This window comes from Citrobacter sp. LJND-P06 (assembly GCF_058188415.1).
Genome location: NZ_CP187317.1, coordinates 2,004,220 through 2,029,898, shown reverse-complemented (window position 1 = coordinate 2,029,898; position 25,679 = coordinate 2,004,220). Strand labels below are relative to the sequence as shown.

The following is a 25,679-nucleotide window of genomic DNA, read 5'->3' as shown; positions in this document are numbered from 1 at the left end:
CCATTGACTTAGGGAGAAAAGAGAATGCGCGTACTGGTTGTTGAGGATAATGCATTGTTACGCCACCACCTGAAGGTTCAGTTGCAGGATTTAGGACACCAGGTGGATGACGCAGAAGACGCAAAGGAAGCCGATTATTACCTTAACGAACATCTGCCTGATATTGCGATTGTCGATTTAGGTCTCCCGGATGAAGATGGTCTGTCCCTTATCCGCCGCTGGCGTAGCAACGAAGTTTCTCTGCCCGTCCTCGTATTAACCGCGCGTGAAGGCTGGCAGGACAAAGTCGAAGTGCTCAGTGCCGGGGCTGACGACTACGTGACAAAACCCTTTCATATTGAAGAAGTGATGGCACGTATGCAGGCATTGATGCGTCGCAACAGCGGTCTGGCCTCCCAGGTCATTTCACTGCCGCCATTTCAGGTCGATCTCTCCCGCCGCGAACTGTCGGTCAATGACGAAGTGATTAAGCTGACGGCGTTTGAGTACACCATTATGGAAACGCTGATCCGCAATAATGGCAAAGTCGTCAGCAAAGATTCGTTGATGTTGCAGCTTTACCCGGATGCCGAACTCCGTGAAAGCCATACGATTGATGTACTTATGGGGCGTCTGCGCAAAAAAATCCAGGCCCAGTACCCTAACGACGTGATCACCACCGTGCGTGGTCAGGGATATCTTTTCGAACTGCGCTAATGAATAAATTACTGCGTCACTTTTTTCCCCTGTCGCTGCGGGTCCGCTTTTTGCTGGCGACGGCGGGCGTTGTGCTGGTTCTTTCCCTGGCTTACGGCATGGTGGCGCTGATCGGTTACAGCGTTAGCTTCGATAAGACAACGTTCCGCCTGCTGCGCGGTGAAAGCAACCTTTTCTATACCCTCGCAAAATGGGAAAACAACAAGCTTCAGGTAGAACTCCCTGAGCATCTCGATATGCAAAGCCCAACGATGTCGTTGATTTATGACGAAAACGGCAAACTGTTATGGGCGCAGCGCGACGTGCCATGGCTGGTTAAACAGGTTCACCCTGACTGGCTGAAAACCAATGGTTTTCACGAAATTGAGGCCGACGTCGACGCCACCAGCGCATTGCTGAGTGACGATCATTCCGTCCAGCAGCAACTTAAAGAAGTGCGGGAAGATGACGACGATGCAGAAATGACCCACTCTGTGGCAGTGAATATTTACCCCGCCACCGCGCGCATGCCGCAACTCACTATCGTCGTTGTTGATACTATCCCCATCGAGCTGAAACGCTCTTATATGGTGTGGAGTTGGTTTATCTATGTGCTGGCCGCCAACCTGCTGTTAGTGATCCCCCTGCTGTGGGTCGCCGCCTGGTGGAGTCTGCGGCCTATTGAGGCGCTGGCGCGAGAAGTGCGTGAGCTGGAAGAGCATCACCGTGACATGCTTAACCCTGAAACCACACGCGAACTGACCAGCCTTGTGCGTAACCTCAACCGACTGCTAAAAAGCGAGCGCGAACGTTACGACAAATATCGCACCACCCTGACCGACCTCACGCACAGCCTGAAAACCCCGCTGGCGGTGCTGCAAAGTACACTGCGTTCCCTGCGCAGCGAAAAGATGAGCGTCAACGAAGCCGAACCGGTGATGCTCGAACAAATTAGCCGTATTTCGCAGCAGATAGGCTATTACCTGCACCGCGCCAGCATGCGCGGCAGCGGTGTTTTGCTGAGCCGCGAACTGCATCCTGTTGCGCCGTTGCTGGATAATCTGACCTCTGCCCTGAATAAGGTTTACCAGCGTAAAGGGGTCAATATCAGTCTCGATATCTCGCCAGAAATCAGCTTTGTCGGCGAGCAGAACGACTTTGTCGAAGTGATGGGCAACGTACTCGACAATGCCTGTAAATACTGCCTTGAGTTTGTCGAAATCTCCGCCCGCCAGACCGACGATCATCTGCATATTTTGGTTGAGGATGACGGGCCGGGGATCCCGCACAGCAAGCGCGCGCTGGTTTTTGATCGTGGCCAGCGTGTTGATACCCTGCGACCCGGGCAAGGCGTCGGGCTGGCGGTGGCGCGTGAAATTACCGAGCAGTATGACGGGCAAATTATCGCCAACGACAGCTTGCTGGGTGGCGCGCGCATGGAGGTTATTTTTGGTCGCCAGCATCCAGGCCAGAAAGACGAATAACGCGGCATGTAATATTTGTGTATATAGTTCACCGCATCGGGTTACGCATCCGTTATAATCGGTGTCAGATACCAGCCTGCGGATACTCAATATGGAATACCAATTAACCCTCAACTGGCCCGAATTTCTCGAACGCCACTGGCAAAAACGTCCGGTGGTGTTAAAGCGCGGGTTCACCAACTTTATTGATCCGCTCTCTCCTGACGAACTGGCAGGACTGGCAATGGAAAGTGAAGTCGACAGCCGTCTTGTCAGTCATCAGGATGGCAAATGGCAGGTCAGCCACGGCCCCTTCGAAAGCTACGACCATCTCGGTGAGAACAACTGGTCACTGCTGGTGCAGGCGGTGAACCACTGGCATGAACCGACTGCCGCGCTGATGCGCCCTTTCCGTGCGTTGCCTGACTGGCGTATCGACGACCTGATGATCTCGTTTTCCGTTCCCGGTGGCGGCGTCGGCCCCCATCTGGATCAGTACGATGTCTTTATTATTCAGGGAACAGGCCGTCGTCGCTGGCGGGTGGGCGAAAAGCTGCAACTGAAGCAGCATTGTCCACATCCCGACCTGTTACAGGTTGATCCTTTCGACGCCATTATTGATGAAGAGCTGGAACCAGGCGACATTCTGTATATTCCACCGGGATTCCCGCACGAGGGTTATGCGCTGGAAAATGCCATGAACTACTCCGTTGGGTTCCGTGCGCCTAATACCCGCGAGCTGATCAGCGGTTTTGCCGATTATGTTCTGCAACGTGAACTGGGGAGTACGTATTACAGCGATCCTGATATGCCGCCTCGCGATCATCCTGCCGACATTCTGCCGCAGGAAATGGATAAATTGCGTGAAATGATGCTCGGGTTAATCAATCAGCCGGAACATTTCAAACAGTGGTTTGGTGCGTTTATTTCTCAGTCTCGCCACGAACTGGACATCGCACCGCCAGAGCCGCCCTATCAGCCCGATGAGATTTATGATGCTCTGAAGCAAGGCGATGTGCTGGTTCGTCTTGGCGGGTTGCGTGTACTGCGCATTGGTGACGAAATATATGCAAACGGCGAGAAGATCGATTCTCCACACCGTCCTGCACTGGAAGCGCTCGCCAGCCATATCGTGCTGACCGCCGAAAACTTTGAGGACGCGCTGGACGATCCGTCGTTCCTTGCGATGCTGGCCGCGCTGGTCAACAGCGGGTACTGGTTCTTCGAAGGATAAGTTGTTACGGTAGTCGCCGGATGGCGCTTCGCTTGTCCGGCCTACGAACGACTATAGTGCCGGATAAGGCCTAAGCCTCCATCCGGCATCTACCGATATCCCTTACTTTTGCTTTGCCGTCAGTTCTGCGATACGCACAATGACCTGCACCGCTTTTTCCATCCCTTCCAGCGTCACAAACTCATGCTTGCCATGATAGTTGTAACCCCCGGTGAAAAGGTTCGGACACGGTAATCCCATGAACGACAGTTGCGCCCCGTCGGTACCGCCGCGAATCGGTTTCATTACCGGCTCAATGTCACAATCACGCATTGCCTGCTGAGCGATATTCAGAATGTGTGGATGCTCAACAACCTTTTCATGCATGTTGTAATAGCTGTCTTCAATCACCAGCTCAATGTAGCAGTCCGGATGCAGCCCCTTACCGACCTTCCTGGCGATATCCATAATTTTACGCTTGCGCGCTTCAAACTGCTTGCGGTCAAAATCGCGAATAATGTAGTGCATATCGGCCCGATCGACGGTGCCTTTCATGCTGGCAAGATGGTAAAAACCTTCGTAACCGTCTGTGGTTTCGGGGCTTTCATCCGCCGGAACTTCCGCATGAATTCGCGCAGCCAACGACAGCGCATTCACCATCACACCTTTTGCGGTGCCCGGATGCACATTGTTACCCACAATTTTGATATTGACGGAGGCGGCATTGAAGTTTTCAAACTCCAGTTCACCAACGCCGCCACCATCAACGGTGTAAGCCCATTGCGCATTAAACGCGGCGACATCGAAGTGTTTCGCCCCTTTGCCAACCTCTTCATCTGGCGTAAAGGCGACACGAATATCGCCGTGCGGAATCGCTTTGTGTTTCAGTACCGCCAGCGCGGTCATGATTTCCGCCACACCCGCTTTGTCATCCGCGCCGAGCAGCGTTTTACCGTCAGTCGTGATCAGCGTTTGCCCCAGTAATTGATGCAAAACCGGGAACATCACCGGCGATAACACTTCATCACCAATGCCCAACGCGATATCGCCACCGCGATAATTCTCCACAATTTGCGGATTCACGTTTTTACCACTGAAATCCGGAGAGGTATCCACATGGGAAATAAAACCGATGGCAGGAATATCACCAGGGACATTGGCTGGCAGCGTCGCCATCACGGTCCCTTTGTCACTTAATGTAACGTCAACCAGCCCCATCTCTTCGAGCTGTTGTTTGAGTAACTGTAGTAGCTTCCACTGTCCCTCGGTGCTGGGAACTTGTCGTACACCCGGCTTTGACTGGGTATCCAACGACACATAGTGCAAAAAACGCTCAAGTAGTTTATCCATGCAGTCACCCTCACTTTTTGTGACAACATTATCAATAAGCAAGAAAAGACAAATATTGCGTCAGGTCACTTTTATCCCCTAAACGGGAATATTTCGATCCGTATCCCTTCCTGAATATAAAGCTAACCCCGCAATTCGCAACAAGGATTGGCGATTTCAGTGGTTTGCCGTAGAATAACCGCCCTCATTAAGAGTCACCAAGGTGGTCAACCACAAACCCCGCATCGGTCAGCCATCCGTTGCGTCTACATGGGACAGAGTAAAAAATTGAATAAACAACCGCGTTCGCTTTCACCGCTGGTGCAATTGGCGGGAATTCGCAAAAGTTTTGATGGCAAAGAGGTCATTTCTAACCTGAATTTGACCATTAATAATGGTGAATTTCTCACGCTGCTTGGCCCCTCTGGCTGCGGTAAAACAACCGTTCTACGCCTGATTGCCGGTCTGGAAAATGTAGATTCCGGTCATATCATGCTGGATAACCAGGACATTACCGATGTTCCGGCGGAAAACCGTTATGTGAATACGGTGTTCCAAAGTTATGCGTTATTCCCTCACATGACGGTGTTTGAAAACGTGGCTTTCGGGTTACGCATGCAGAAAACCCCCGCCGCCGAAATCACACCCCGCGTTACCGACGCGCTGCGTATGGTGCAACTCGAAGAATTTGCCCAGCGTAAGCCGCATCAACTGTCCGGCGGACAACAACAACGCGTGGCGATCGCCCGTGCCGTGGTGAACAAACCGCGCTTGCTTCTGCTGGATGAATCGCTGTCTGCGCTGGATTACAAGTTACGCAAGCAGATGCAAAACGAACTGAAAGCATTGCAGCGTAAACTCGGCATCACTTTTGTGTTCGTTACCCACGATCAAGAAGAAGCGTTAACCATGTCTGACCGTATCGTGGTGATGCGCGACGGCGTTATTGAACAGGACGGCACCCCACGCGAGATCTACGAAGAACCGAAAAACCTCTTCGTGGCTGGTTTTATCGGCGAGATCAATATGTTCAACGCCACCGTGATTGAGCGTCTTGACGAGCAACGCGTACGGGCAAATGTGGAAGGCCGCGAATGCAACATTTATGTCAATTTTGCGGTTGTTCCTGGGCAAAAGTTACATGTCTTACTGCGCCCGGAAGATCTGCGCGTTGATGAAATCAATGACGACAACCACATTGAAGGCCTGATTGGTTACGTTCGCGAGCGCAACTATAAAGGGATGACGCTGGAATCGGTCGTCGAACTGGAAAACGGCAAAATGGTGATGGTGAGCGAATTCTTCAATGAAGACGATCCCGATTTTGATCACTCGCTCGACCAAAAAATGGCCATTAATTGGGTAGAAAGCTGGGAGGTCGTACTGGCTGATGAAGAACACGAGTAAGTTCCAGAATGTGGTGATTGTCACCATCGTCGGTTGGCTTGTGTTGTTTGTCTTTTTGCCCAACCTGATGATCATTGGTACCAGTTTTTTGACCCGCGATGACGCTGATTTCGTCAAAATGGTCTTTACGCTGGAAAACTACGCGCGTCTGCTCGATCCACTCTATTTTGAGGTGCTGCTGCACTCGCTCAATATGGCGTTGATTGCCACCCTCGCCTGTCTGGTACTCGGTTATCCGTTCGCCTGGTTTCTGGCAAAATTGCCGGAAAAAGTCCGTCCACTATTGCTGTTCTTGTTGATAGTCCCGTTCTGGACTAACTCACTGATCCGCATCTACGGGCTGAAAATTTTCCTTAGTACCAAAGGCTATCTTAACGAATTCCTGCTCTGGCTGGGTGTTATCGATACGCCGATTCGCATCATGTTTACCCCCGGCGCCGTCATTATTGGTCTGGTCTATATCCTGTTGCCCTTTATGGTGATGCCGCTCTACTCCAGCATTGAAAAACTGGATAAGCCGCTGTTAGAAGCGGCGCGTGATTTGGGGGCCAGCAAATTACAGACCTTTACCCGCATTATCATTCCGCTAACCATGCCGGGGATTATCGCGGGCTGTCTGCTGGTGATGCTGCCAGCGATGGGACTGTTCTACGTCTCAGACCTGATGGGGGGCGCCAAAAACTTGCTGATTGGTAACGTCATTAAGGTACAATTCCTGAACATCCGCGACTGGCCGTTTGGTGCAGCCACCAGCATTACGCTGACCATTGTGATGGGGCTGATGCTGCTGGTTTACTGGCGTGCATCGCGTCTGCTGAACAGAAAAGCAAGCGAGCTCGGTGAGTAAACCACCACGTTCATTGCATTGATGATGGTAAAAACCGGCACCGTAAAGTCGCCGGTTTTTTATTGCTCATTCGCTTTCTATTGCCACACTAACTTTCCGTTCACTATTTTATATACTCCTCGGGTTTCATCTGAAAGTTTACAGCAATATTATACACAGACGCAGGATAATACCGTTTTCGACATAAGACGATTCCCAGATAATAATGAAATCCGCCCCTCAATTAATTAACAGTAAAAATTAACTGCTGCATACCAAAAACTAATACCCTTAAAACAAGTCGATAACACAATGACCGCCATGTACATAATGACGAGATAAAACAAGAATTTAAAAAAACATATAATGCTATATTTATTTGTTGAACAACCGGCAGTTTTAATTGAATAATCTCATCAGACCACTCATAAAGCTATCTTTGCATAGGGATGCAAGTACCACCACTGCGTAAAAAATGCAGGAAGGAGATAGTTTTCTGAGTCATATAACCTGAGAGTAAAATAATGAATAAAGTATCAATGTTGTTAGCCATCGGTAGTTTGTCGGTCTTGTTATCCGGGTGTGTTATTGCGCCACCGCAAGGCCACGATGCGTATGCCAAAAACCTCGAGCAACAAGGCTGCACGCAGGTAGAAGATGCCAATGGAACCTGTGGTAATAACCCACAGCGCCACCACAAACATCACCATCAGGATAAAAACATGATTACCCGCGATGGCATCACACTACCCGCATGCGCAGACATTCCTGATGCAAGTCAGGCCGATAATGGTTCCCGCTGCTGGTATTAATGCCGTTGAACGAGGTTCACCTCTCCCAGGAAATAAAATACTGAGCGTGCAGGAAAAAACCTGCCTGAATGACCCTTTTATCTCCTTGCCAGTCAGCGTGTTATTTGTGTAAGTCGCATGTAATAAAAATACCGGCATAATATTTACTGAACGATATAAATATTAGATCTGTCGAAAACGAAAAACCTGATGTTATTTCTATTTTGGCAGTTCAAAAAAATTGAGAGTTAAAAAAATGAAAAGTAAAAATATTACAGCAGCACTCATAATGGTGTTCGGCGGACTCTATTTTCATAGTGCTTTTGCTATCAGTGAGTCTTATCGGGCACAGCTGGAAAATTCGGGTTGTACACAAGTTAGTGAAGCAAACGGAACATGTAACCCTCATCATTCTAAGCAACAGAATGCCGCGCAAGCGAACCGCCACCACCAGGCAGACCCCGACGCCGCGGCTGACATCGCCCGTACAATTGACCGCCACATCGCCGGAAAGTATCAGGGGGAAGCGGTTGATTATATGGAGGCTCAGGGATGGAAATCACAAAACGAAGAACGCACCCACTGGCGAAAATCCGGCTTTACCGCCAAATTTGATATGAACCAGAGTAACGGGATGGTGATGGGGGTTATCGTACAGTAATCCTCCGTCGGGCTGCATGGGTGGGCAAAACGTATAACGCCCGTCATTAAATCAGCCATTTTTTCCCGATAGCCGGGAAAATTGTTGTAAAATGCGCGGCCTCACGTAATGGCCGCGTTTTTTTTGCGCGCTATTTAATCAACGCGTTTTGGAGATATTTTGGAGATAAAGGAAAAATTGAATAATTTCAATACTCTGAAACTATCCCTTCTGCAATGCAAGGAGGTGGGTCTCGAATGATCGGTAGACTGCTTCGCGGTGGTTTTATGACCACCATTTATGCTTATCTGTATATTCCAATCATCATCCTGATTGTGAACTCCTTTAACAGCTCGCGTTTTGGCATCAACTGGCAAGGGTTTACCACTAACTGGTACAGCTTATTGCTCAACAATGACAGTCTGCTTCAGGCTGCACAGCATTCACTCACGATGGCCGTTGTCTCGGCAACCTTTGCCACGCTTATTGGCTCACTCACTGCCGTCGCACTGTATCGCTATCGTTTTCGCGGCAAGCCCTTCGTCAGCGGTATGCTGTTTGTCGTCATGATGTCACCGGACATCGTCATGGCCATCTCCCTGCTGGTGCTGTTTATGCTGCTTGGCATTCAACTGGGATTCTGGTCGCTGCTTTTCTCCCACATCACGTTCTGCCTGCCATTTGTCGTCGTGACCGTCTATTCACGGCTGAAAGGCTTTGATGTCCGGATGCTGGAAGCCGCAAAAGATCTGGGCGCCAGCGAAGTCACTATTCTTCGCAAGATCATTTTACCGTTGGCCATGCCTGCCGTGGCCGCCGGTTGGTTACTGAGTTTTACCTTGTCGATGGATGACGTCGTGGTGTCGTCATTTGTGACCGGGCCCGGCTATGAAATTTTACCGTTGAAGATCTATTCGATGGTGAAAGTGGGCGTTTCACCCGAGGTGAATGCGCTGGCAACGATATTGTTAGTTCTGTCGCTGGTGATGGTTATAGCCAGCCAGCTTATTGCTCGTGATAAAACGAAGGGCCGTTAAGGCCCGTAATTCAGGGGACGTTAAATGAAAAAATGGTCACGCCACCTGCTTGCCGCGGGTGCTCTGGCACTGGGCATGAGCGCCGCTCACGCCAAAGATAACAACACACTCTATTTCTACAACTGGACGGAGTATGTCCCGCCAGGACTGCTTGAGCAGTTCACCAAAGAGACCGGTATTAAGGTTATCTATTCGACCTATGAGTCGAATGAAACCATGTACGCCAAGCTCAAAACCTACAAAGACGGCGCCTACGACCTGGTGGTTCCTTCCACCTACTACGTCGACAAAATGCGCAAAGAGGGCATGATCCAGAAGATCGACAAGTCGGCGTTAACCCACTTTAACAATCTCGACCCTGAGATGCTCAACAAGCCGTTTGACCCGAACAACGACTACTCCGTCCCTTACATCTGGGGTGCCACGGCGATTGGCGTCAACAGTGAGACAATCGACCCGAAAACCGTCGCCGGCTGGGCCGATCTGTGGAAGCCGGAGTATAAAGGCAGTCTGTTGCTAACGGATGATGCGCGTGAAGTGTTCCAGGTCGCGCTGCGTAAACTGGGTTATTCCGGTAACACAACCGATCCAAAAGAGATTGAAGCGGCCTACAACGAGCTGAAAAAGCTGATGCCAAACGTGGCGGCGTTTAACTCTGACAACCCGGCTAACCCGTATATGGAAGGCGAAGTGAATCTGGGAATGGTGTGGAACGGTTCTGCCTGGGTTGCGCGTCAGGCCGGTACGCCGCTGGAAGTGGTCTGGCCGAAAGAAGGCGGGATCTTCTGGATGGACAGCCTGTCGATTCCGGCAAACGCCAAAAACAAAGAAGGCGCGCTGAAACTGATTAACTTCCTGCTGCGCCCGGATGTCGCAAAACAAGTGGCGGAAACCATCGGCTACCCGACGCCCAACCTGGCGGCACGTAAACTGTTAAGCCCGGAGGTCGCTAACGACAAATCGCTGTACCCTGATGCAGAAACCATCAAAAAAGGGGAATGGCAGAATGATGTCGGTGCGGCCAGCGCCATTTATGAAGAGTATTACCAGAAGCTGAAAGCAGGACGCTAATTCAGCAGGAAGGCCCGGTGTCGCAGTGCGAACCGGGCCTTTCACTTTACAATCCTTTCAACAACTTCTCGACAAACTCCGGCACCACCTGACTCGCAGGGCCGTAATATTTTTCTTCAAATTCGCTGCCGACCTGGCTCGGTTCAAGGTTCAGTTCGATCGTATGTGCGCCGTGCAGTCGCGCTTCATGGACAAAACCCGCCGCCGGATAAACGTGACCCGAGGTGCCAATCGCGATAAAAATATCCGCCATTGCCAGCGCCATGTAGATGTCGTCCATGCCCAGCGGCATTTCGCCAAACCACACCACATGCGGGCGCAACGGTGCCGGGAACTGGCAACAGTGACACTTATCGTCGGGGGTGACATCGCCAGTCCACTCCAGGATCTGCCCGCTCTGGGAACAGCGCACCTTCAGCAACTCACCATGCATGTGGATAATATTTTCGCTGCCCGCACGCTCATGGAGATTGTCGATATTCTGCGTCACCAGTAAGAAGTTCTCGCCGAGGGCTTCTTCCAGTTTTGCCAGTGCAATATGCGCCGCATTGGGCTGAATTTCGGATTGCTGCAGTTGCTGTCGACGCGCGTTATAAAATGACTGAACCAGTGTAGGGTTGCGCGCATAACCTTCCGGTGTCGCCACATCTTCCACGCGGTGCTCTTCCCAGAGACCATCGGCTGCACGAAACGTACGAATACCGGATTCTGCTGAGATCCCTGCCCCTGTAAGTACTAATACTCTTGGTTTTTCCATCACTTCCGGCACCACTCTGTCTCTGAAAAAGATCCGTTGACGCAGGCGTTCGCGTAAATGGCGTTTGTTTTTACGAAAACGAGTTAATCGATGACCCCGACGCGACTGCATAACAACCTCTTTTGATTAGTCGGTAAGATGTAAGAAGGCGGCGCCGCGCATTCCACCCGCATCCCCATGTCGTGCTCGTTCAATACGCGGCACCCGGGCGACGGGCAAGAGATGACGTGGTAATCGCTCCGCCAACTGCGTTGTTATCGCTGTGAAATTCGATAAACCGCCGCCGATCACGACCAGATCGGGATCGACAATAGTCAGGATATTCCCCAGGCAGACCGCTAATAAATCGAGATAGCGTTCAACGTGGGCTATCGCCTGAGCATCACCCTGCTCCCACAGCGCAATGATTTCAGGAGCCTGCAAAGGTTGATGATAGTAATGCTGATACAGCCATGCAAATCCACGACCGGAAAGATAGTTTTCGATACAGCCCAGTTGACCACAGCCACAGCGGCGCAACGGGAAGTCAAATCCCATCAACGTGAGCGCATCTACCGGCAAGCGGATATGACCAAATTCACCGGTAATGTAGCTGTGACCGGCGATCGATTTTCCATTAATGACCAGACCGCCACCGACACCGGTGCCGAGGATCAGCCCCATCACCAGCGGATACTGCGTAAATTCATCGTCCCAGGCTTCGGAGAGGGCAAAACAGTTGGCGTCATTATCCAGGCGAACATCACGATCCAGGCGAGCGCTGAGATCGGCACGCAGAGGTTTTCCACTGGCAGCAGGCACATTGGCGGCGTACAGCGTACCATCCGCCGTCTCAGGCATTCCAGGAATACCGATGCCGACGCTGCCCTTTTCACCAAATCGCGCATCGGCCTCAGCGACCAAATCACACACGGCATCCAGAAAAGCGTCATAGCTGTCGCGCGGGGTTGGCACACGCTTTTCCCACTGCAAATGCCGTTTGTTATCAAACACGCCTAACGCAATTTTGGTCCCGCCAATGTCAAACCCGTAATACATCGCCGCTCCTTGTTTCTGTCTACCGCTGTTACTGGCCGCTGAGCACTCTCGCTGGGTCGATATTACTGGCGCGTCGCGCCGGATACCAACTGGCTAACAAACTCAGCAACAATGCCGTGACCAGTACGTAAAGGACATCCAGCCAGTGTAATTCGGATGGCAGGAAGTCGATAAAATAGATATCTCCGGACAAGAACTGATGGCCGATAATCGTCTCAATACCTTCGATGATGGGGGTCAGTTGCAATGAAACAACAACGCCGATGAGCACCCCACACAGGCTGCCAAACAGCCCCGCCAGCAATCCATACCAGACGAATATGGCGCGAATCAAACCATCTTTGGCGCCCAGCGTTCTTAATACGGCAATATCGCCACTCTTGTCTTTTACCGCCATCACTAACGTCGAGACGATATTAAAACAGGCCACGCCGATCACCAGCACCATCGCCAGATACATAATGGCGCGGATCATCTGAATATCGCGGTACATATAACCGTAAGTCCCAATCCAGCTCTTAATGTAAACATAGCTATTGGTGACTTCGCCGGCGTCACGCACCAGTCTGTTGGCGTTAAAGACATCGTTAACTTTGATAGCAATACCCGAAACGCTGGAACCCATATCCAGATACTGCTGAGCATCGTTCATCGGGATCATCGCAAAGCTGTGATCAAGCTGACCGCTCAGTTGCAAAATCCCCGCGACATGCAGGCGCACGCGTTTGGGCTGCATCAGTTTATGATCCGCATTTGAATTTGGGATCATGATAGAAACCCAGTCGCCCTGTTTGACTTTCAGGGCATCAGCCACCCCTTTGCCGATAATAATTTGCTGTTCACCGGCTTTAAAGTTATCCCAGGCATGGTTTTGCACAAACGAGGGAAGCGCGCTCAACTGCTGTTCCTGTTTAGGATCGACCCCTTTCACCTGAATGGCGCGTAGATTAGCCCCGCTCTCCACCAGTCCGGTAAAGTTGATGTAGGGTGCCGCCGCCGCAATGCCCGGCACTTTCTGTACGTTCTCCAGCGCGTCGCGCCAGTTAGTCCACGGCTGATTAACCGCTTCAATTTCACCGTGTGGAACCACTGCCAGAATACGGTTGTTCAGCTCACGTTCAAAACCGTTCATCGCGCTTAAACCGACGATCAGCACCGCCACTCCCAGCGCAATGCCAATCGTAGAAATCACAGAGATAAGCGAGACCATTCCGCCACGCCGACGACCACGGCTAAAACGCAGCCCAATCAATAACGATAAAGGCGACGCCATTACTCTGCTCCCATCAGGCTCAATTCCGCCGTCAGGCGACCGTCGCGCATCTCAAGCTGGCGATTCATCCGTTTCGCCAGTTGCAGGTCGTGGGTGACGACCAAAAATGCGGTGCCCTGTGAACGGTTCAACTCGCCCAAAAGCTGGAAAATACTGTCGGCGTTACGCGCATCCAGGTTCCCCGTAGGTTCATCCGCCAGCACCAGACGTGGGTTGTTAACCAACGCTCGCGCAATCGCCACACGCTGGCGCTCGCCGCCGGAAAGCTCAGAAGGACGGTGACTGGCACGATGATCCAGTCCCACGGCTTTGAGCATTTCGCGCGCGCGTTCGCTGATTTCAGCCGGTTTCTTTTTGCCGATCAGCAACGGCATGGCAACGTTTTCCAGCGCGCTGAAATCCGGCAGCAGATGGTGGAACTGATAGATAAACCCGAGCTTCTGATTGCGCAGCTCCGCTTTTGCAGTCGAAGAGAGCTTACTCATCGGTTGCCCGCTAAAAATCACATCGCCCGAGGTCGGTGTGTCCAGTCCGCCCAGCAGATGCAGCAAGGTACTTTTACCCGAACCCGAGCTGCCCACGATCGCCATCATTTCGCCTTCACCTACGCTAAAACTGACATCATGCAACACGTCGGTTTGCACAGTGCCTTCCTGATAGCGTTTGCACAGGTTGTCGCATTGCAACAGGATCTTATTCATAACGTAAAGCCTCAGCGGGTTGAGTGGCGGCAGCGCGCCAGGAAGGATAAAGCGTAGAAAGCAGTGCGATAGCCATTGCCACCAGCGCGATGACAATAACCTGCAGCGGCTCGATGGCCACAGGCAGCGCGGCGCCGTCCAGGATCGCGCCAATCACCGGCATCAGATTATTCAACTGACTGGCAAGCAATGCGCCCAACGCCGCCCCCAGCAGCGCGCCGATGATACCCGCGCTCGCCCCTTGAACCATAAAGACCATCATGATTTGGCGCGGCGTCAGCCCCTGCGTTTGCAAAATAGCCACTTCTCCTTGCTTCTCCATCACCATCAAGCCCAGCGACGTAATAATATTGAATGCGGCGACCGCCACGATCAGGCTCAACAGCAGCCCCATCATGTTCTTTTCCATTCTTACCGCCTGGAACAGTTCGCCTTTGCGCTCACGCCAGTCCTGCCATTTTGTCCCTGCCGGCAACGTTTGCTGGCTGAGGGTATCGACTTTCAGCGGTTCATTCAGCCACAAACGCCAGCCGGTGATATTCCCCGCCGGATAGCGCATCAAACGCGAGGCATCCTGAATATTGACCAGCATCTGGTAGCCATCGACCTCGCTGTTCGCCGCGAACGTGCCAATCACCGTGAATAAGCGCTGGCTTGGCAGTCGTCCCATCGGGGTAAACTGGCTGGCAGAAGGCACCATCACGCGGATTTGATCGCCGCGATTCACCCCTAATTGCCCGGCGAGCTGTTCGCCAAGAATGACATTATACTTGCCCGCTTCAAGGGAGGTTTGCTTCACATTGACCAGATACGGCGTTAACGGATCTTTTTGTGCCGGATCGATGCCCAACATGACACCAACCGCCACACTGCGCGCACTTTGCAGGACGACATCGCCCGTCGTCAGAGGCGCAATACGCTTCACGCCCTCTAAGACAACGGCTTTTTCCGGTAACTGCTGAGGATTAAGGGAACCTTGCTCAGACGAGAGAATTGCCTGAGGCATCAGGCCAAGAATGTTGTTTTGCAGTTCACGTTCAAAACCGTTCATGACCGACAATACCGTCACCAGCGCCATCACCCCAAGGGTAATGCCAATGGTGGAAAGCCAGGAGACGAAGCGACCGAAGCGATCTGCTGCACGCCCACGCATGTAACGCAGGCCGATGAATAGAGCGACAGGTTGATACATGAAATCCGTCTGGTTGCTGTTAGCAAAGTCACGAGTATATAAGCGAAAGCAGAATGGGTAAATGACTGAACCGCAAGTGTTCGTCAGTGTTATTCCTAAATGTATCCACAAATCAACTTACTAAAGTGACCCACTTCGTCCCCCCATCCTGACCTGATCTTTATCTTAAAAATAAAAAAAGCAGATTGTTACGCATTACAGCACCGCGCATGACCCGCAGGATCGCAGGCTACGTCGAACACTACGGGCAGGCCGTTTTTATGAAACAAAAAGAATTATGGATTAACCAAATCAAAGGGTTATGTATTTGTCTGGTAGTAATCTATCACTCGGTGATCACCTTTTACCCCCATCTCACCACTTTCCAGCATCCTTTTTCGCAGGTGCTGTCTAAATGTTGGATCTATTTCAATCTCTACCTTGCGCCGTTTCGTATGCCTGTATTTTTCTTTATTTCCGGGTATTTGATCCGCCGCTATATTGATGCGGTTCCCTGGAAGGCGTGCGTGGAAAAACGCCTCTGGAGCATTCTGTGGGTTCTCGCGCTGTGGGGCGTTGTGCAATGGCTGGCATTAACCTCGCTCAATCACTGGCTGGCGCCTGACCGGGATATCAGCAGTAGCGCGAATGCGGCCTACGCCAGCAGCGTCAATACGTTTCTGCGCGGGATGCTCACCGCCAGTACCAGCCTGTGGTATCTGTATGCGCTGATGGTCTATTTTGTCCTGTGTAAGCTCTTCGCCCGCTGGGCAAAACCGCTGTTTGCCATCTTTATCTTACTGAGCGTCACTATCAATTTTCTCCCGACACCGTGGTGGGGAATGAACAGCGTTATCCGTAATCTTCCGTGGTACAGTCTTGGCGCCTGGTTTGGCGCATCGCTCATGACGGGCATTAAACAGACGCCGCTACGGCGTTATCCTCTTGCCCTGCTGACCCTCGCGGTAGTGGCGGTTGCCGCATGGCTGGCAAACATCGCATTGCTGCTTTCGTTTGTTTCAATCGTACTGATAATGAAAACGTTTTATCAGTTCGAGCAGCGTTACGGTATGCGTTCTTCCGGTCTGCTCAACGTCATCGGCTCCAACACCATTGCTATCTACACCACCCACCGTATTCTGGTTGAAGCGTTCAGCTTAACCCTGACGCCCAGACTGAATCAGGCCTCATGGTCGCCGCAGATTGAACTCGCGCTGTTGCTTACCTATCCCTTCCTCAGTCTGCTGCTTTGTACTCTGGCGGGGCTTGCCGTGCGTAGCGTATCGCAGAACGTCTTCGCCGATCTCTTCTTCTCCCCCCCTTCCCGCCAGGCTGCCACCAGCCCGTCAGCCTAGTTTTTCGCCCCTGTACGGGGGCGAATCATTTGCTAATGAGTGATGATCAAGGATAATAAAGAGCATTGCTTATCAGTCATATGCCCCCATAGTGTGGTGTATACCCAAAAGAGATCCTGACAACCGAATGCCTGAAAAACAACGTTATACTCTGCCGACGAAAGCCGGCGATCAGCGCCAGTTGGGTGAGCTTACCGGCGCTGCTTGCGCCACACAGGTCGCGGAGATTGCCGAGCGTCACGCGGGTCCCATCGTGCTCATTGCGCCGGATATGCAAAACGCCCTGCGTCTGCATGATGAAATTAGCCAGTTCACCGATCAGATGGTGATGAATCTGGCAGACTGGGAAACGCTCCCGTACGACAGTTTTTCGCCGCACCAGGAGATAATCTCCTCGCGTCTTTCCACGCTGTATCAGCTCCCGTCGATGCAGCGCGGCGTGCTGATCGTGCCGGTCAATACCCTGATGCAGCGCGTCTGCCCGCACAATTTTCTACATAGTCACGCGCTGGTGATGAAAAAAGGCCAGCAACTGTCGCGCGATGCCCTACGCTCGCAGCTGGACAGCGCCGGATATCGTCATGTTGACCAGGTTATGGAACATGGCGAATACGCCACCCGCGGCGCGTTACTGGATCTGTTCCCGATGGGCAGCGAGCAGCCTTACCGTCTCGATTTCTTTGATGATGAGATTGACAGTCTGCGTCTGTTCGACACCGACACCCAGCGTACGCTGGAAGAAGTTGCGGCGATTAACCTGCTGCCTGCACACGAATTCCCGACGGACAAAGCGGCCATTGAGCTGTTCCGTAGCCAGTGGCGCGACACCTTTGAGGTGAAACGCGACCCTGAACATATTTATCAGCAGGTCAGTAAAGGCACGTTACCGGCGGGCATCGAATACTGGCAGCCGTTGTTTTTCAGCGAGCCGCTGCCGCCGTTGTTCAGTTACTTTCCGGCGAATACGCTACTGGTGAACACCGGGAACCTGGAAAACAGCGCCGAGCGCTTCCAGGCTGATACCCTGTCACGTTTCGAAAATCGCGGCGTTGACCCCATGCGCCCGCTTTTGCCGCCGGAATCGCTCTGGCTACGCGTTGATGAACTCTTCTCCGAGCTTAAACGTTGGCCCCGGATACAGCTCACCACCGAACATCTGCCGGAAAAAGCCGCCAATACCAATTTGGGTTTCCAGAAACTCCCCGATCTGGCGGTGCAGGCGCAGCAAAAAGCCCCGCTGGATGCTCTGCGTAAGTTCCTGGAAGCCTTTACCGGCCCGGTTATTTTCTCCGTAGAAAGCGAAGGTCGCCGGGAAGCCCTCGGTGAACTGCTTGCCCGCATCAAGGTTGCGCCTAAGCGAATTTTACGTCTGGATGAAGCGAGCGATTCAGGTCGCTATCTGATGATTGGCGCGGCGGAACATGGATTTATCGACACGCTGCGTAATCGGGCGCTGATCTGCGAAAGCGATCTGCTCGGCGAGCGTGTCGCGCGGCGTCGTCAGGATACCCGCCGAACCATCAACCCAGATACGTTGATCCGCAACCTGGCGGAGTTGCATCCGGGTCAGCCCGTCGTCCACCTTGAGCATGGCGTCGGTCGCTATGCCGGTATGACCACGCTGGAAGCCGGCGGCATCACCGCTGAATATCTGATGCTCACCTACGCCAATGACGCCAAATTGTATGTTCCGGTGTCGTCGCTGCATCTGATCAGCCGTTACGCAGGCGGTGCAGAAGACAATGCGCCGCTGCATAAACTGGGCGGTGACGCGTGGTCGCGCGCGAGGCAGAAAGCGGCGGAAAAAGTGCGCGATGTGGCGGCAGAATTGCTGGATATTTATGCCCAACGCGCGGCTAAAGAGGGCTTCGCCTTTAAGCACGATCGTGAGCAATACCAGTTATTCTGCGACAGCTTCCCGTTCGAAACCACGCCTGACCAGGCGCAGGCCATCAATGCAGTCCTCAGTGATATGTGTCAGCCGCTGGCAATGGACCGTTTAGTCTGCGGCGATGTCGGTTTTGGTAAAACCGAAGTGGCCATGCGCGCGGCGTTTCTGGCGGTGGAAAACCACAAACAGGTGGCGGTACTGGTGCCGACGACCCTGCTTGCCCAGCAGCATTTCGACAACTTCCGCGATCGCTTTGCCAACTGGCCGGTGCGTATTGAAATGCTCTCTCGCTTTCGTAGCGCCAAAGAGCAGACGCAAATTCTTGAGCAGGTCGCCGAAGGTAAAATCGATATTTTGATCGGCACCCACAAACTGCTGCAAAACGATGTAAAACTGAAAGATTTAGGCCTGCTGATTGTCGATGAAGAGCACCGTTTTGGTGTTCGCCACAAAGAGCGCATCAAAGCCATGCGCGCCGACGTAGACATTTTGACGCTGACGGCAACGCCGATCCCGCGAACGCTGAATATGGCGATGAGCGGTATGCGCGATCTCTCCATTATTGCCACCCCGCCCGCCCGTCGTCTGGCGGTCAAAACCTTTGTCCGTGAATACGACAACCTGGTGGTGCGCGAGGCGATTCTGCGAGAAGTGTTGCGCGGAGGCCAGGTGTATTACCTGTTCAACGATGTGGAAAATATTCAGAAAACGGCTGACCGCCTGGCAGAACTGGTGCCTGAAGCGCGTATCGCGATTGGTCACGGACAGATGCGCGAGCGCGAACTGGAACGCGTGATGAATGATTTTCACCACCAGCGCTTTAACGTCCTGGTGTGTACCACGATTATCGAAACCGGGATCGACATTCCTACCGCCAACACCATTATTATCGAACGCGCCGATCACTTCGGTCTGGCGCAATTGCACCAGTTGCGTGGCCGTGTTGGTCGCTCGCACCATCAGGCGTATGCCTGGCTGCTGACGCCGCATCCAAAAGCCATGACTACCGATGCGCAAAAACGCCTTGAGGCCATCGCGTCACTTGAGGATCTGGGGGCGGGCTTCGCGCTGGCAACGCATGATCTCGAAATTCGCGGCGCGGGGGAATTACTCGGCGAAGATCAGAGCGGCTCGATGGAAACCATCGGTTTCTCGCTGTATATGGAACTGCTGGAAAACGCCGTGGATGCGCTGAAAGCCGGACGCGAACCGTCACTGGAAGACCTCACCAGCCAACAAACGGAAGTCGAACTGCGTATGCCGTCGCTGTTGCCGGATGATTTTATCCCTGATGTGAACACCCGTCTCTCGTTCTACAAGCGTATCGCCAGTGCGAAAAGCGAAAACGAACTGGAAGAGATAAAAGTCGAACTGATCGACCGCTTTGGTCTGTTGCCTGATCCCGCCCGCACGCTGCTGGAGATTGCCCGTCTGCGCCAGCAGGCGCAAAAACTCGGCATTAAAAAGCTGGAAGGCAACGAGAAAGGCGGCATCATCGAGTTCGCCGAGAAAAACCACGTCAATCCGGTCTGGCTTATCGGTCTGTTGCAGAAACAGCCGCAGCACTTCCGTCTGGACGGGCCAACCCGCCTGAAGTTTATTCAGGAACTGGGTGAACGTAAAACCCGCATCGAATGGGTTCGTCAGTTCATGCGGCAACTGGAAGAAAACGCCGTCGCGTAATCACTGTGCCGGGTGACGTCACTGTTCACCCGGCGCAGTATTTACAAACTCTTTGCATTTCCCTGCACTTCCCGACATAGCCAGCCGTCATAATCCTCGTTTACTTTATCGCAACAATAACCCTGTGATTTACATGGATTTATAGTGATGAGATTACACATGCGCTTTTCTCGCTGGCTGGCATTTTGTGCCCTCGCCGCGACCGTGGCGGTTGCGCTGCCTGCCAAAGCGAACACCTGGCCACTGCCTCCGGCGGGCAGCAAACTGGTGGGCGAAAACAAATATCACGTCGTTGAAAACAACGGCGGTTCGCTGGAGTCGATCGCCAAGAAATACAATGTCGGTTTTCTGGCGCTGTTACAGGCAAACCCGGGCGTTGATCCTTACGTTCCGCGCGCGGGCAGCGTACTGACTATCCCGTTGCAAACCCTCCTGCCAGATGCACCGCGCGAAGGGATCGTTATCAACCTGGCAGAGTTACGTCTGTACTATTACCCGCCGGGGAAAAATGCGGTAACCGTCTACCCGATTGGCATCGGTCAGTTAGGCGGCGATACGCTGACGCCAACGATGGTGACAACCATCTCTGACAAACGCGCCAATCCGACCTGGACCCCAACGGCAAATATTCGCGCGCGTTACAAAGCGCAAGGGGTTGACCTCCCTGCCGTGGTTCCGGCCGGGCCGGATAATCCTATGGGGCATCATGCGATTCGCTTAGCTGCCTACGGCGGTGTCTATCTGCTGCATGGTACTAATGCCGACTTTGGTATAGGTATGCGCGTTAGCTCAGGGTGTATTCGCTTACGTGACGGTGATATTGAGACATTGTTCCGCCAGGTCACGCCGGGGACAAAAGTAAATATCATCAATACGCCAATCAAAGCCTCTGTAGAACCGGGAGGTGTGCGTCTGGTGGAAGTGCATCAGCCGTTGTCGAAGAATCTGAACGATGACCCGCAGGTATTGCCCATTAACCTGAACAGCGCCATGCAGGCGTTTAAAGCCTCAGCGCAAACCGATGCGGCGGTCATGGAACATGTTATGGAAGTGCGTTCCGGTATGCCGGTGGATGTCACCCGTCATCAGGGCGACGCACCGCAGGCGATGTAGAGACTCAGCCTATAAAAAAACCCGCAAATATCGCGGGTTTTTTTATGGCAATTAAACAGGCATTTATGAGGGAGTCATGCTTATTTGTAAATAACCGCCGTCCCGTGAAGGGTGTTAGGGCCGGTGACTGACGTAATACGGAAGGATTTCGCGCCCATCTCATCCGCTTTCTGCGCCAGTTGATCTTCCAGAGAACCCAGATTGGTTCCAGCATTCGCAGATATAGTGCCCACTTTTTGTTGACCGGCAGGTGTAGCCTGAACTTCAACGGCCGCGAAGCTGGCAAATGAAAGTGAACTCAGAACAGCAGCAGCGATAAGGGTTTTTACGTTTTTCATGATAGTGACCTGTAGCAGATGAATGATGTCGTTAGCATTAACTTAACGATCGATAGGTAAATGATAGATGTGATCCAGGTCACACGTCAATGTATTTTTGTAATGGTCGTTACTTTAATTATAAATGCCTTATTTTTCAGAGCCGTAAGATTAATTTATTTTTATCCTGAATACGCTGGTGACTGAGCGGGTTTATTTTTATAATGGTTGTTCAATAAACCCGACCTGGTACAACGGCACCATGACAACTACCCCGACAAGTTGTGCAAAAAAAAGCCGTGGCCGACCAAAAGTGTTCGACAGGGAAGCCGCGCTTGATAAGGCCATGACACTCTTCTGGCAACATGGCTATGAAGCGACATCGCTCTCCGACCTCGTAGAAGCAACTGGGGCGAAAGCGCCAACGCTGTATGCGGAATTTACTAATAAAGAAGGGTTATTTCGCGCCGTGCTGGATAGGTACATTAGCCGTTTTGCGGCAAAGCACGAGGCGCAGCTTTTCTGCGAAGAAAAAAGTGTTGAATCGGCGCTCGAGGATTATTTCACTGCCGTTGCGACCTGCTTTACCAGTAAAGAGACTCCCGCCGGATGCTTTATGATTAATACTTCCGCGACGCTGGCAGCCTCTTCTCGTGATATTGCGCATACGGTCAAATCACGCCATGCGATGCAGGAACAGACACTGACCCAATTTCTGCGTCAGCGACAAGAGCGCGGCGAAATTCCAGCGCACTGCAACCCGCAGAGTTTGGCAGAATATCTGAACTGTATATTGCAGGGGATGTCGATAAGCGCCCGCGAAGGCGCCACCTTCGAAAAGCTGATGTTGATAACCCACACCACGCTAAAACTGTGGCCTGAGCTGCTCAAATAGTCTGTCGGGCCTGGGCCACTCGCCCATTCCTGATGGTTATCGCAAACATAAAAAAGCCCCTCAGCCTGAGCGAATGAGGGGCAAGTGTGCAGAGTACAGCTATTTTTACGCTTTGTTAGTCAAAATGAGCTGGCCGTTGTTATCCAGAGGGATCTGCGCACCAGGATCTTTATCCATGCGAATTTTGCCCTGCTGATCGCCAATTTTGTAAGTGACATCATAACCCAGCATTTTTTCAGACTTGTCATACACCGTTTTGCAACGCTGCTGGGTTGAGGTGTAGGTGTCATTGTTCTGCATTGAGCCCTGGATCTGGTTGCCGGCATAACCGCCTCCCAGCGCACCCACGACTGTGGCCACATCTTTACCGCGACCACCGCCAAACTGGTGACCAATAACCCCCCCGGCAACCGCGCCGAGTACGGAACCGGCGATACGGTTTTCATCCTGTACGGGTTTACGGTGCGTGACCGTAACGTTATGGCACTCCTGACGCGGAGTTTTAACCGTTTCCTTAATCGGTGTTGCAGAAACAACCTGCGCATACTGCGGGCCACGGTCTAAGACATTAAGACCAGCGACAGCCGCGACGCCCAGCGCAGCCGCTACGCCAATCCCGATACCCGCCAACATTGATTTATTCACGGGAACTCCTCCTTTTTTGCTATTAGTAACAATTTTGCAACGGATGAGGGAGTAAGCAAATCAGACAACGGATGAAAAGTAGGGGTTTGAGCGGGGAAACAGGATGATTCGGAGTACTCCGAAGCGCATAACGGCGACTGGCGGGGAAGATTCTGTAAAAAACTCACCGGCACGAATAGCCGGTGAGTAAAGAGCTCATTAATGCAGTTTCAGACGTGGGCGAATCACACGGTTAATGCTGCCAACCAGCATCATCAACCCGGTTTTGAAGTAACCATGCAACGCAATCTGGTGCATACGATACAGCGAAATATAGACGAAGCGGGCGATGCGCCCTTCTATCATCATGGATCCGCGCGTCAGGTTCCCCATCAGACTTCCCACGGTAGAGAAGTTAGAGAGAGACACCAGAGAGCCGTGGTCTTTGTACTGATACGCCTTCAGCGGTTTACCGTTCAGCTGCGCCAGGATATTGTTCATCGCGCAGGTTGCCATCTGGTGTGCCGCCTGAGCGCGTGGCGGTACAAAGCCCCCTTCCGGACGCGCGCAGGATGCACAGTCGCCAATGGCGTACACGTCAGGGTCGCGGGAGGTTTGTAAGGTCGGTTCCACCACCAGTTGATTGATACGGTTGGTTTCCAGACCGCCAATATCTTTCATAAAGTCTGGCGCTTTAATACCAGCCGCCCACACCATCAGATCGGCTTCGATGTATTCGCCATCTTTAGTATGAAGTCCGCCGGCATCAGCACTGGTCACCATCGTCTGCGTCAACACGCGTACGCCCAGTTTGGTCAATTCGCTATGTGCTGCGCCAGAAATACGCGGCGGCAGTGCTGGCAGAATACGCTCTCCGGCTTCAACCAGCGTCACATTCAGCGCTTCGTTGGTCAGCCCTTTATAACCGTAACTGTGCAGTTGTTTCACCGCATTATGCAGTTCTGCCGACAGCTCAACACCCGTTGCGCCACCACCCACAATCGCGATGTTAACCTTGCCGTTCGCCCCCAGGTTCGCGGAGTATTTCAAGAACAGGTTCAACATCTCCTGATGGAAACGGCGCGCCTGATGAGGGTTATCAAGGAAAATGCAGTGCTCTTTTACGCCTGGCGTATTGAAATCATTGGAGGTACTTCCCAGCGCCATCACCAGCGTGTCATAGGCTATCTTACGCTCCGGCACCAACAGCTCCCCTTTTTCATCGCGCAGTTCGGCAATGGTTATCGTTTTTGCTTCACGATCGATATCCATCACAGACCCAAGCTGAAACTGGAAACCATGATTGCGCGCATGCGCCAGGTAGCTCAGCGCATCCACACCTTCATCCAGCGAACCGGTCGCGACTTCGTGCAACAGCGGTTTCCACAGATGGCTGTGGTTTCTGTCCACCAGCGTGATTTTCGCTTTTTTCTTGCGGCCCAGTTTTTTGCCCAACTGCGTCGCCATTTCCAGTCCGCCAGCACCACCGCCGACAATCACGATTTTTTTCAATGGTGTAGTCAAGGTGACCCCCTTAAATTTATTAACCAATTGTTAACTAAACGTTATAGGCATAGCCTTTAATTAACAACAAGTTACGACAATGAAAAGCGACTTCGAGAGTGAGAATAACACAAACGGTACATTGGTCATACCAAAATTGATGTGCATCAAGTTTTCTCGCTGAAAAGTTAGACAACTCTGGCATTATGCAAAAAAAAACCAGCCCGAAAGCTAATGCTTGTCACTTAAGCACTGGCCAACCGAAAGCCTGAGATACGTATTCTGAAGAAGTAACATACTGGTTTTGCGAAGGGTTCCGTTCACCTTATGTTCTTCGCTTCTCTGGCATTTCATGTCCTGTGAACGGGCGAAGGGTGCTATCGCCGCACCCTTAACAATCCCGGCTCCCGGCAGGAAAATTGCCGCTTCGCGGTTCCCTCCGTTTATTCCTCCAGGCTACCGGGGCGGGCGCGAGGTAACGTCCCTGTAAAACGCGCCCTGAACCCGCATCCCTGCGGATTCCCCCGGCCTTACGGAAACACGTCGGCAATTTTCGGCCGGACTCTCCCCACACCTGACTATCTGAGTTTTTGGTTAAACAGCCAAACGGAAATCACTGAAAGTCAGAATGCGAAAGCGACACCACCGTCCGGCTGAAAATCGATGAGACGTTGACGGCTGACCGGGGCCGCCCGCAGGGATGCGGGCGGAGGGGACGGCCTGCAGGGATGCAGGCTCGACCCCGACCCGAAAGGCAGACGGAATAAGGCGAATATATCGCGAAGCGACGATTTTCCCGCCGGGAGCCAGGGTTGCAAGGGAGGCGGCGGCGAGCCTCCCTTGCACGTTCACAGGTAGGATGATTGCAGAGAAGCAGTGGACATAAGGTGAACGTCACCCTTCACC

General features: G+C 52.4%; 22 protein-coding genes. 13 read left to right on the top strand and 9 right to left on the bottom strand.

The features are described 5' to 3' along the window. Positions 1-24 precede the first annotated feature (24 nt). From phoP to roxA, 3 genes are all read left to right on the top strand, one after another. Complete coding sequence (gene phoP / locus ACO7SM_RS09740) at positions 25-696, top strand: two-component system response regulator PhoP (protein ID WP_192612469.1); 672 nt, start codon at positions 25-27, stop codon at positions 694-696. Beyond that, the gene (phoQ, locus tag ACO7SM_RS09735; RefSeq protein ID WP_203360942.1) at positions 696-2,159 is read left to right on the top strand and encodes a two-component system sensor histidine kinase PhoQ; all 1,464 of its coding nucleotides are present in this window, start codon (positions 696-698) and stop codon (positions 2,157-2,159) included. Before phoP ends, phoQ begins: the two co-directional genes overlap by 1 nt. A 91-nt stretch (positions 2,160-2,250) precedes the next feature. After that, on the top strand, positions 2,251-3,372 hold the full coding sequence (gene roxA, locus ACO7SM_RS09730) for a [50S ribosomal protein L16]-arginine 3-hydroxylase (RefSeq protein WP_490470641.1): 1,122 nt from the start codon (positions 2,251-2,253) through the stop codon (positions 3,370-3,372). A gap of 102 nt (positions 3,373-3,474) precedes the next feature. Here the strand turns inward: roxA and pepT are convergent, their stop codons facing one another. Continuing rightward, a complete protein-coding gene (gene pepT, locus ACO7SM_RS09725) occupies positions 3,475-4,701 on the bottom strand; it encodes a peptidase T (protein ID WP_271445260.1) in 1,227 nt (408 codons plus the stop codon). A 249-nt stretch (positions 4,702-4,950) separates the two neighbouring features. Here pepT and potA point away from each other — a divergent pair, with 249 nt between their 5' ends. The 6 genes from potA to potD all read left to right on the top strand — a co-directional run bounded on the left by potA (position 4,951) and on the right by potD (position 10,452). Next, positions 4,951-6,087, top strand: a complete 1,137-nt coding sequence (potA, locus tag ACO7SM_RS09720) for a spermidine/putrescine ABC transporter ATP-binding protein PotA (protein WP_162380597.1) — start codon at positions 4,951-4,953, stop codon at positions 6,085-6,087. After that, positions 6,071-6,934: a spermidine/putrescine ABC transporter permease PotB gene (gene potB / locus ACO7SM_RS09715; protein ID WP_490470640.1), complete on the top strand. Its 864-nt coding sequence runs from the start codon at positions 6,071-6,073 to the stop codon at positions 6,932-6,934. Before potA ends, potB begins: the two co-directional genes overlap by 17 nt. A 503-nt stretch (positions 6,935-7,437) precedes the next feature. After that, positions 7,438-7,725 carry a hypothetical protein gene (locus ACO7SM_RS09710; RefSeq protein WP_203360939.1) on the top strand — a complete coding sequence of 96 codons (288 nt, stop codon included), beginning with the start codon at positions 7,438-7,440 and terminating at the stop codon, positions 7,723-7,725. Positions 7,726-7,960: 235 nt separating this feature from the next. Next, positions 7,961-8,365 carry a hypothetical protein gene (locus ACO7SM_RS09705; protein ID WP_490470639.1) on the top strand — a complete coding sequence of 135 codons (405 nt, stop codon included), beginning with the start codon at positions 7,961-7,963 and terminating at the stop codon, positions 8,363-8,365. A 236-nt stretch (positions 8,366-8,601) separates the two neighbouring features. Further along, positions 8,602-9,381 carry a spermidine/putrescine ABC transporter permease PotC gene (potC, locus tag ACO7SM_RS09700; RefSeq protein ID WP_192612477.1) on the top strand — a complete coding sequence of 260 codons (780 nt, stop codon included), beginning with the start codon at positions 8,602-8,604 and terminating at the stop codon, positions 9,379-9,381. Positions 9,382-9,405: 24 nt separating this feature from the next. After that, on the top strand, positions 9,406-10,452 hold the full coding sequence (gene potD, locus ACO7SM_RS09695; RefSeq protein WP_490470638.1) for a spermidine/putrescine ABC transporter substrate-binding protein PotD: 1,047 nt from the start codon (positions 9,406-9,408) through the stop codon (positions 10,450-10,452). 46 nt (positions 10,453-10,498) lie between these two features. Here the strand turns inward: potD and cobB are convergent, their stop codons facing one another. The 5 genes from cobB to lolC are packed head-to-tail and all read right to left on the bottom strand — an operon-like array spanning position 10,499 to position 15,413. Next, complete coding sequence (gene cobB, locus ACO7SM_RS09690) at positions 10,499-11,320, bottom strand: Sir2 family NAD+-dependent deacetylase (protein ID WP_490470637.1); 822 nt, start codon at positions 11,318-11,320, stop codon at positions 10,499-10,501. 15 nt (positions 11,321-11,335) lie between these two features. Continuing rightward, positions 11,336-12,247 (bottom strand): N-acetylglucosamine kinase, encoded by a 912-nt coding sequence (nagK, locus tag ACO7SM_RS09685; protein WP_490470636.1) that lies wholly within the window; start codon positions 12,245-12,247, stop codon positions 11,336-11,338. Positions 12,248-12,275: 28 nt separating this feature from the next. Beyond that, positions 12,276-13,520: a lipoprotein-releasing ABC transporter permease subunit LolE gene (gene lolE, locus ACO7SM_RS09680; protein ID WP_490470635.1), complete on the bottom strand. Its 1,245-nt coding sequence runs from the start codon at positions 13,518-13,520 to the stop codon at positions 12,276-12,278. Further along, on the bottom strand, positions 13,520-14,221 hold the full coding sequence (gene lolD, locus ACO7SM_RS09675) for a lipoprotein-releasing ABC transporter ATP-binding protein LolD (protein WP_301697352.1): 702 nt from the start codon (positions 14,219-14,221) through the stop codon (positions 13,520-13,522). Before lolD ends, lolE begins: the two co-directional genes overlap by 1 nt. Then, a complete protein-coding gene (lolC, locus tag ACO7SM_RS09670; protein WP_490470634.1) occupies positions 14,214-15,413 on the bottom strand; it encodes a lipoprotein-releasing ABC transporter permease subunit LolC in 1,200 nt (399 codons plus the stop codon). The genes lolD and lolC overlap by 8 nt, the downstream gene beginning before the upstream one ends. Positions 15,414-15,673: 260 nt before the next feature. Between lolC and ACO7SM_RS09665 the strand changes: the two genes are divergently transcribed. The 3 genes from ACO7SM_RS09665 (at position 15,674) to ldtC (ending at position 21,434) form a co-directional block, all read left to right on the top strand. Next, a complete protein-coding gene (locus ACO7SM_RS09665) occupies positions 15,674-16,747 on the top strand; it encodes an acyltransferase family protein (RefSeq protein ID WP_490470633.1) in 1,074 nt (357 codons plus the stop codon). A 127-nt stretch (positions 16,748-16,874) separates the two neighbouring features. Then, positions 16,875-20,321, top strand: coding sequence for a transcription-repair coupling factor (mfd, locus tag ACO7SM_RS09660; RefSeq protein WP_490470632.1), 3,447 nt, complete (start codon positions 16,875-16,877; stop codon positions 20,319-20,321). Positions 20,322-20,468: 147 nt separating this feature from the next. Beyond that, on the top strand, positions 20,469-21,434 hold the full coding sequence (gene ldtC / locus ACO7SM_RS09655) for a L,D-transpeptidase LdtC (RefSeq protein WP_490470913.1): 966 nt from the start codon (positions 20,469-20,471) through the stop codon (positions 21,432-21,434). An 80-nt stretch (positions 21,435-21,514) separates the two neighbouring features. Here the strand turns inward: ldtC and bhsA are convergent, their stop codons facing one another. After that, on the bottom strand, positions 21,515-21,772 hold the full coding sequence (gene bhsA, locus ACO7SM_RS09650) for a multiple stress resistance protein BhsA (protein ID WP_192612485.1): 258 nt from the start codon (positions 21,770-21,772) through the stop codon (positions 21,515-21,517). Positions 21,773-22,013: 241 nt separating this feature from the next. Here bhsA and comR point away from each other — a divergent pair, with 241 nt between their 5' ends. Next, complete coding sequence (comR, locus tag ACO7SM_RS09645) at positions 22,014-22,646, top strand: TetR family copper-responsive transcriptional repressor ComR (RefSeq protein ID WP_490470631.1); 633 nt, start codon at positions 22,014-22,016, stop codon at positions 22,644-22,646. A gap of 105 nt (positions 22,647-22,751) precedes the next feature. Here comR and ACO7SM_RS09640 read toward each other — a convergent pair whose 3' ends face one another. Both ACO7SM_RS09640 and ndh read right to left on the bottom strand, forming a co-directional pair. Beyond that, entirely contained in the window at positions 22,752-23,291 is a 540-nt protein-coding gene (locus ACO7SM_RS09640) for a glycine zipper 2TM domain-containing protein (RefSeq protein WP_490470630.1), read from the bottom strand. A gap of 198 nt (positions 23,292-23,489) precedes the next feature. Further along, a complete protein-coding gene (gene ndh / locus ACO7SM_RS09635) occupies positions 23,490-24,794 on the bottom strand; it encodes an NADH-quinone dehydrogenase (protein WP_490470629.1) in 1,305 nt (434 codons plus the stop codon). Positions 24,795-25,679: the final 885 nt, after the last annotated feature.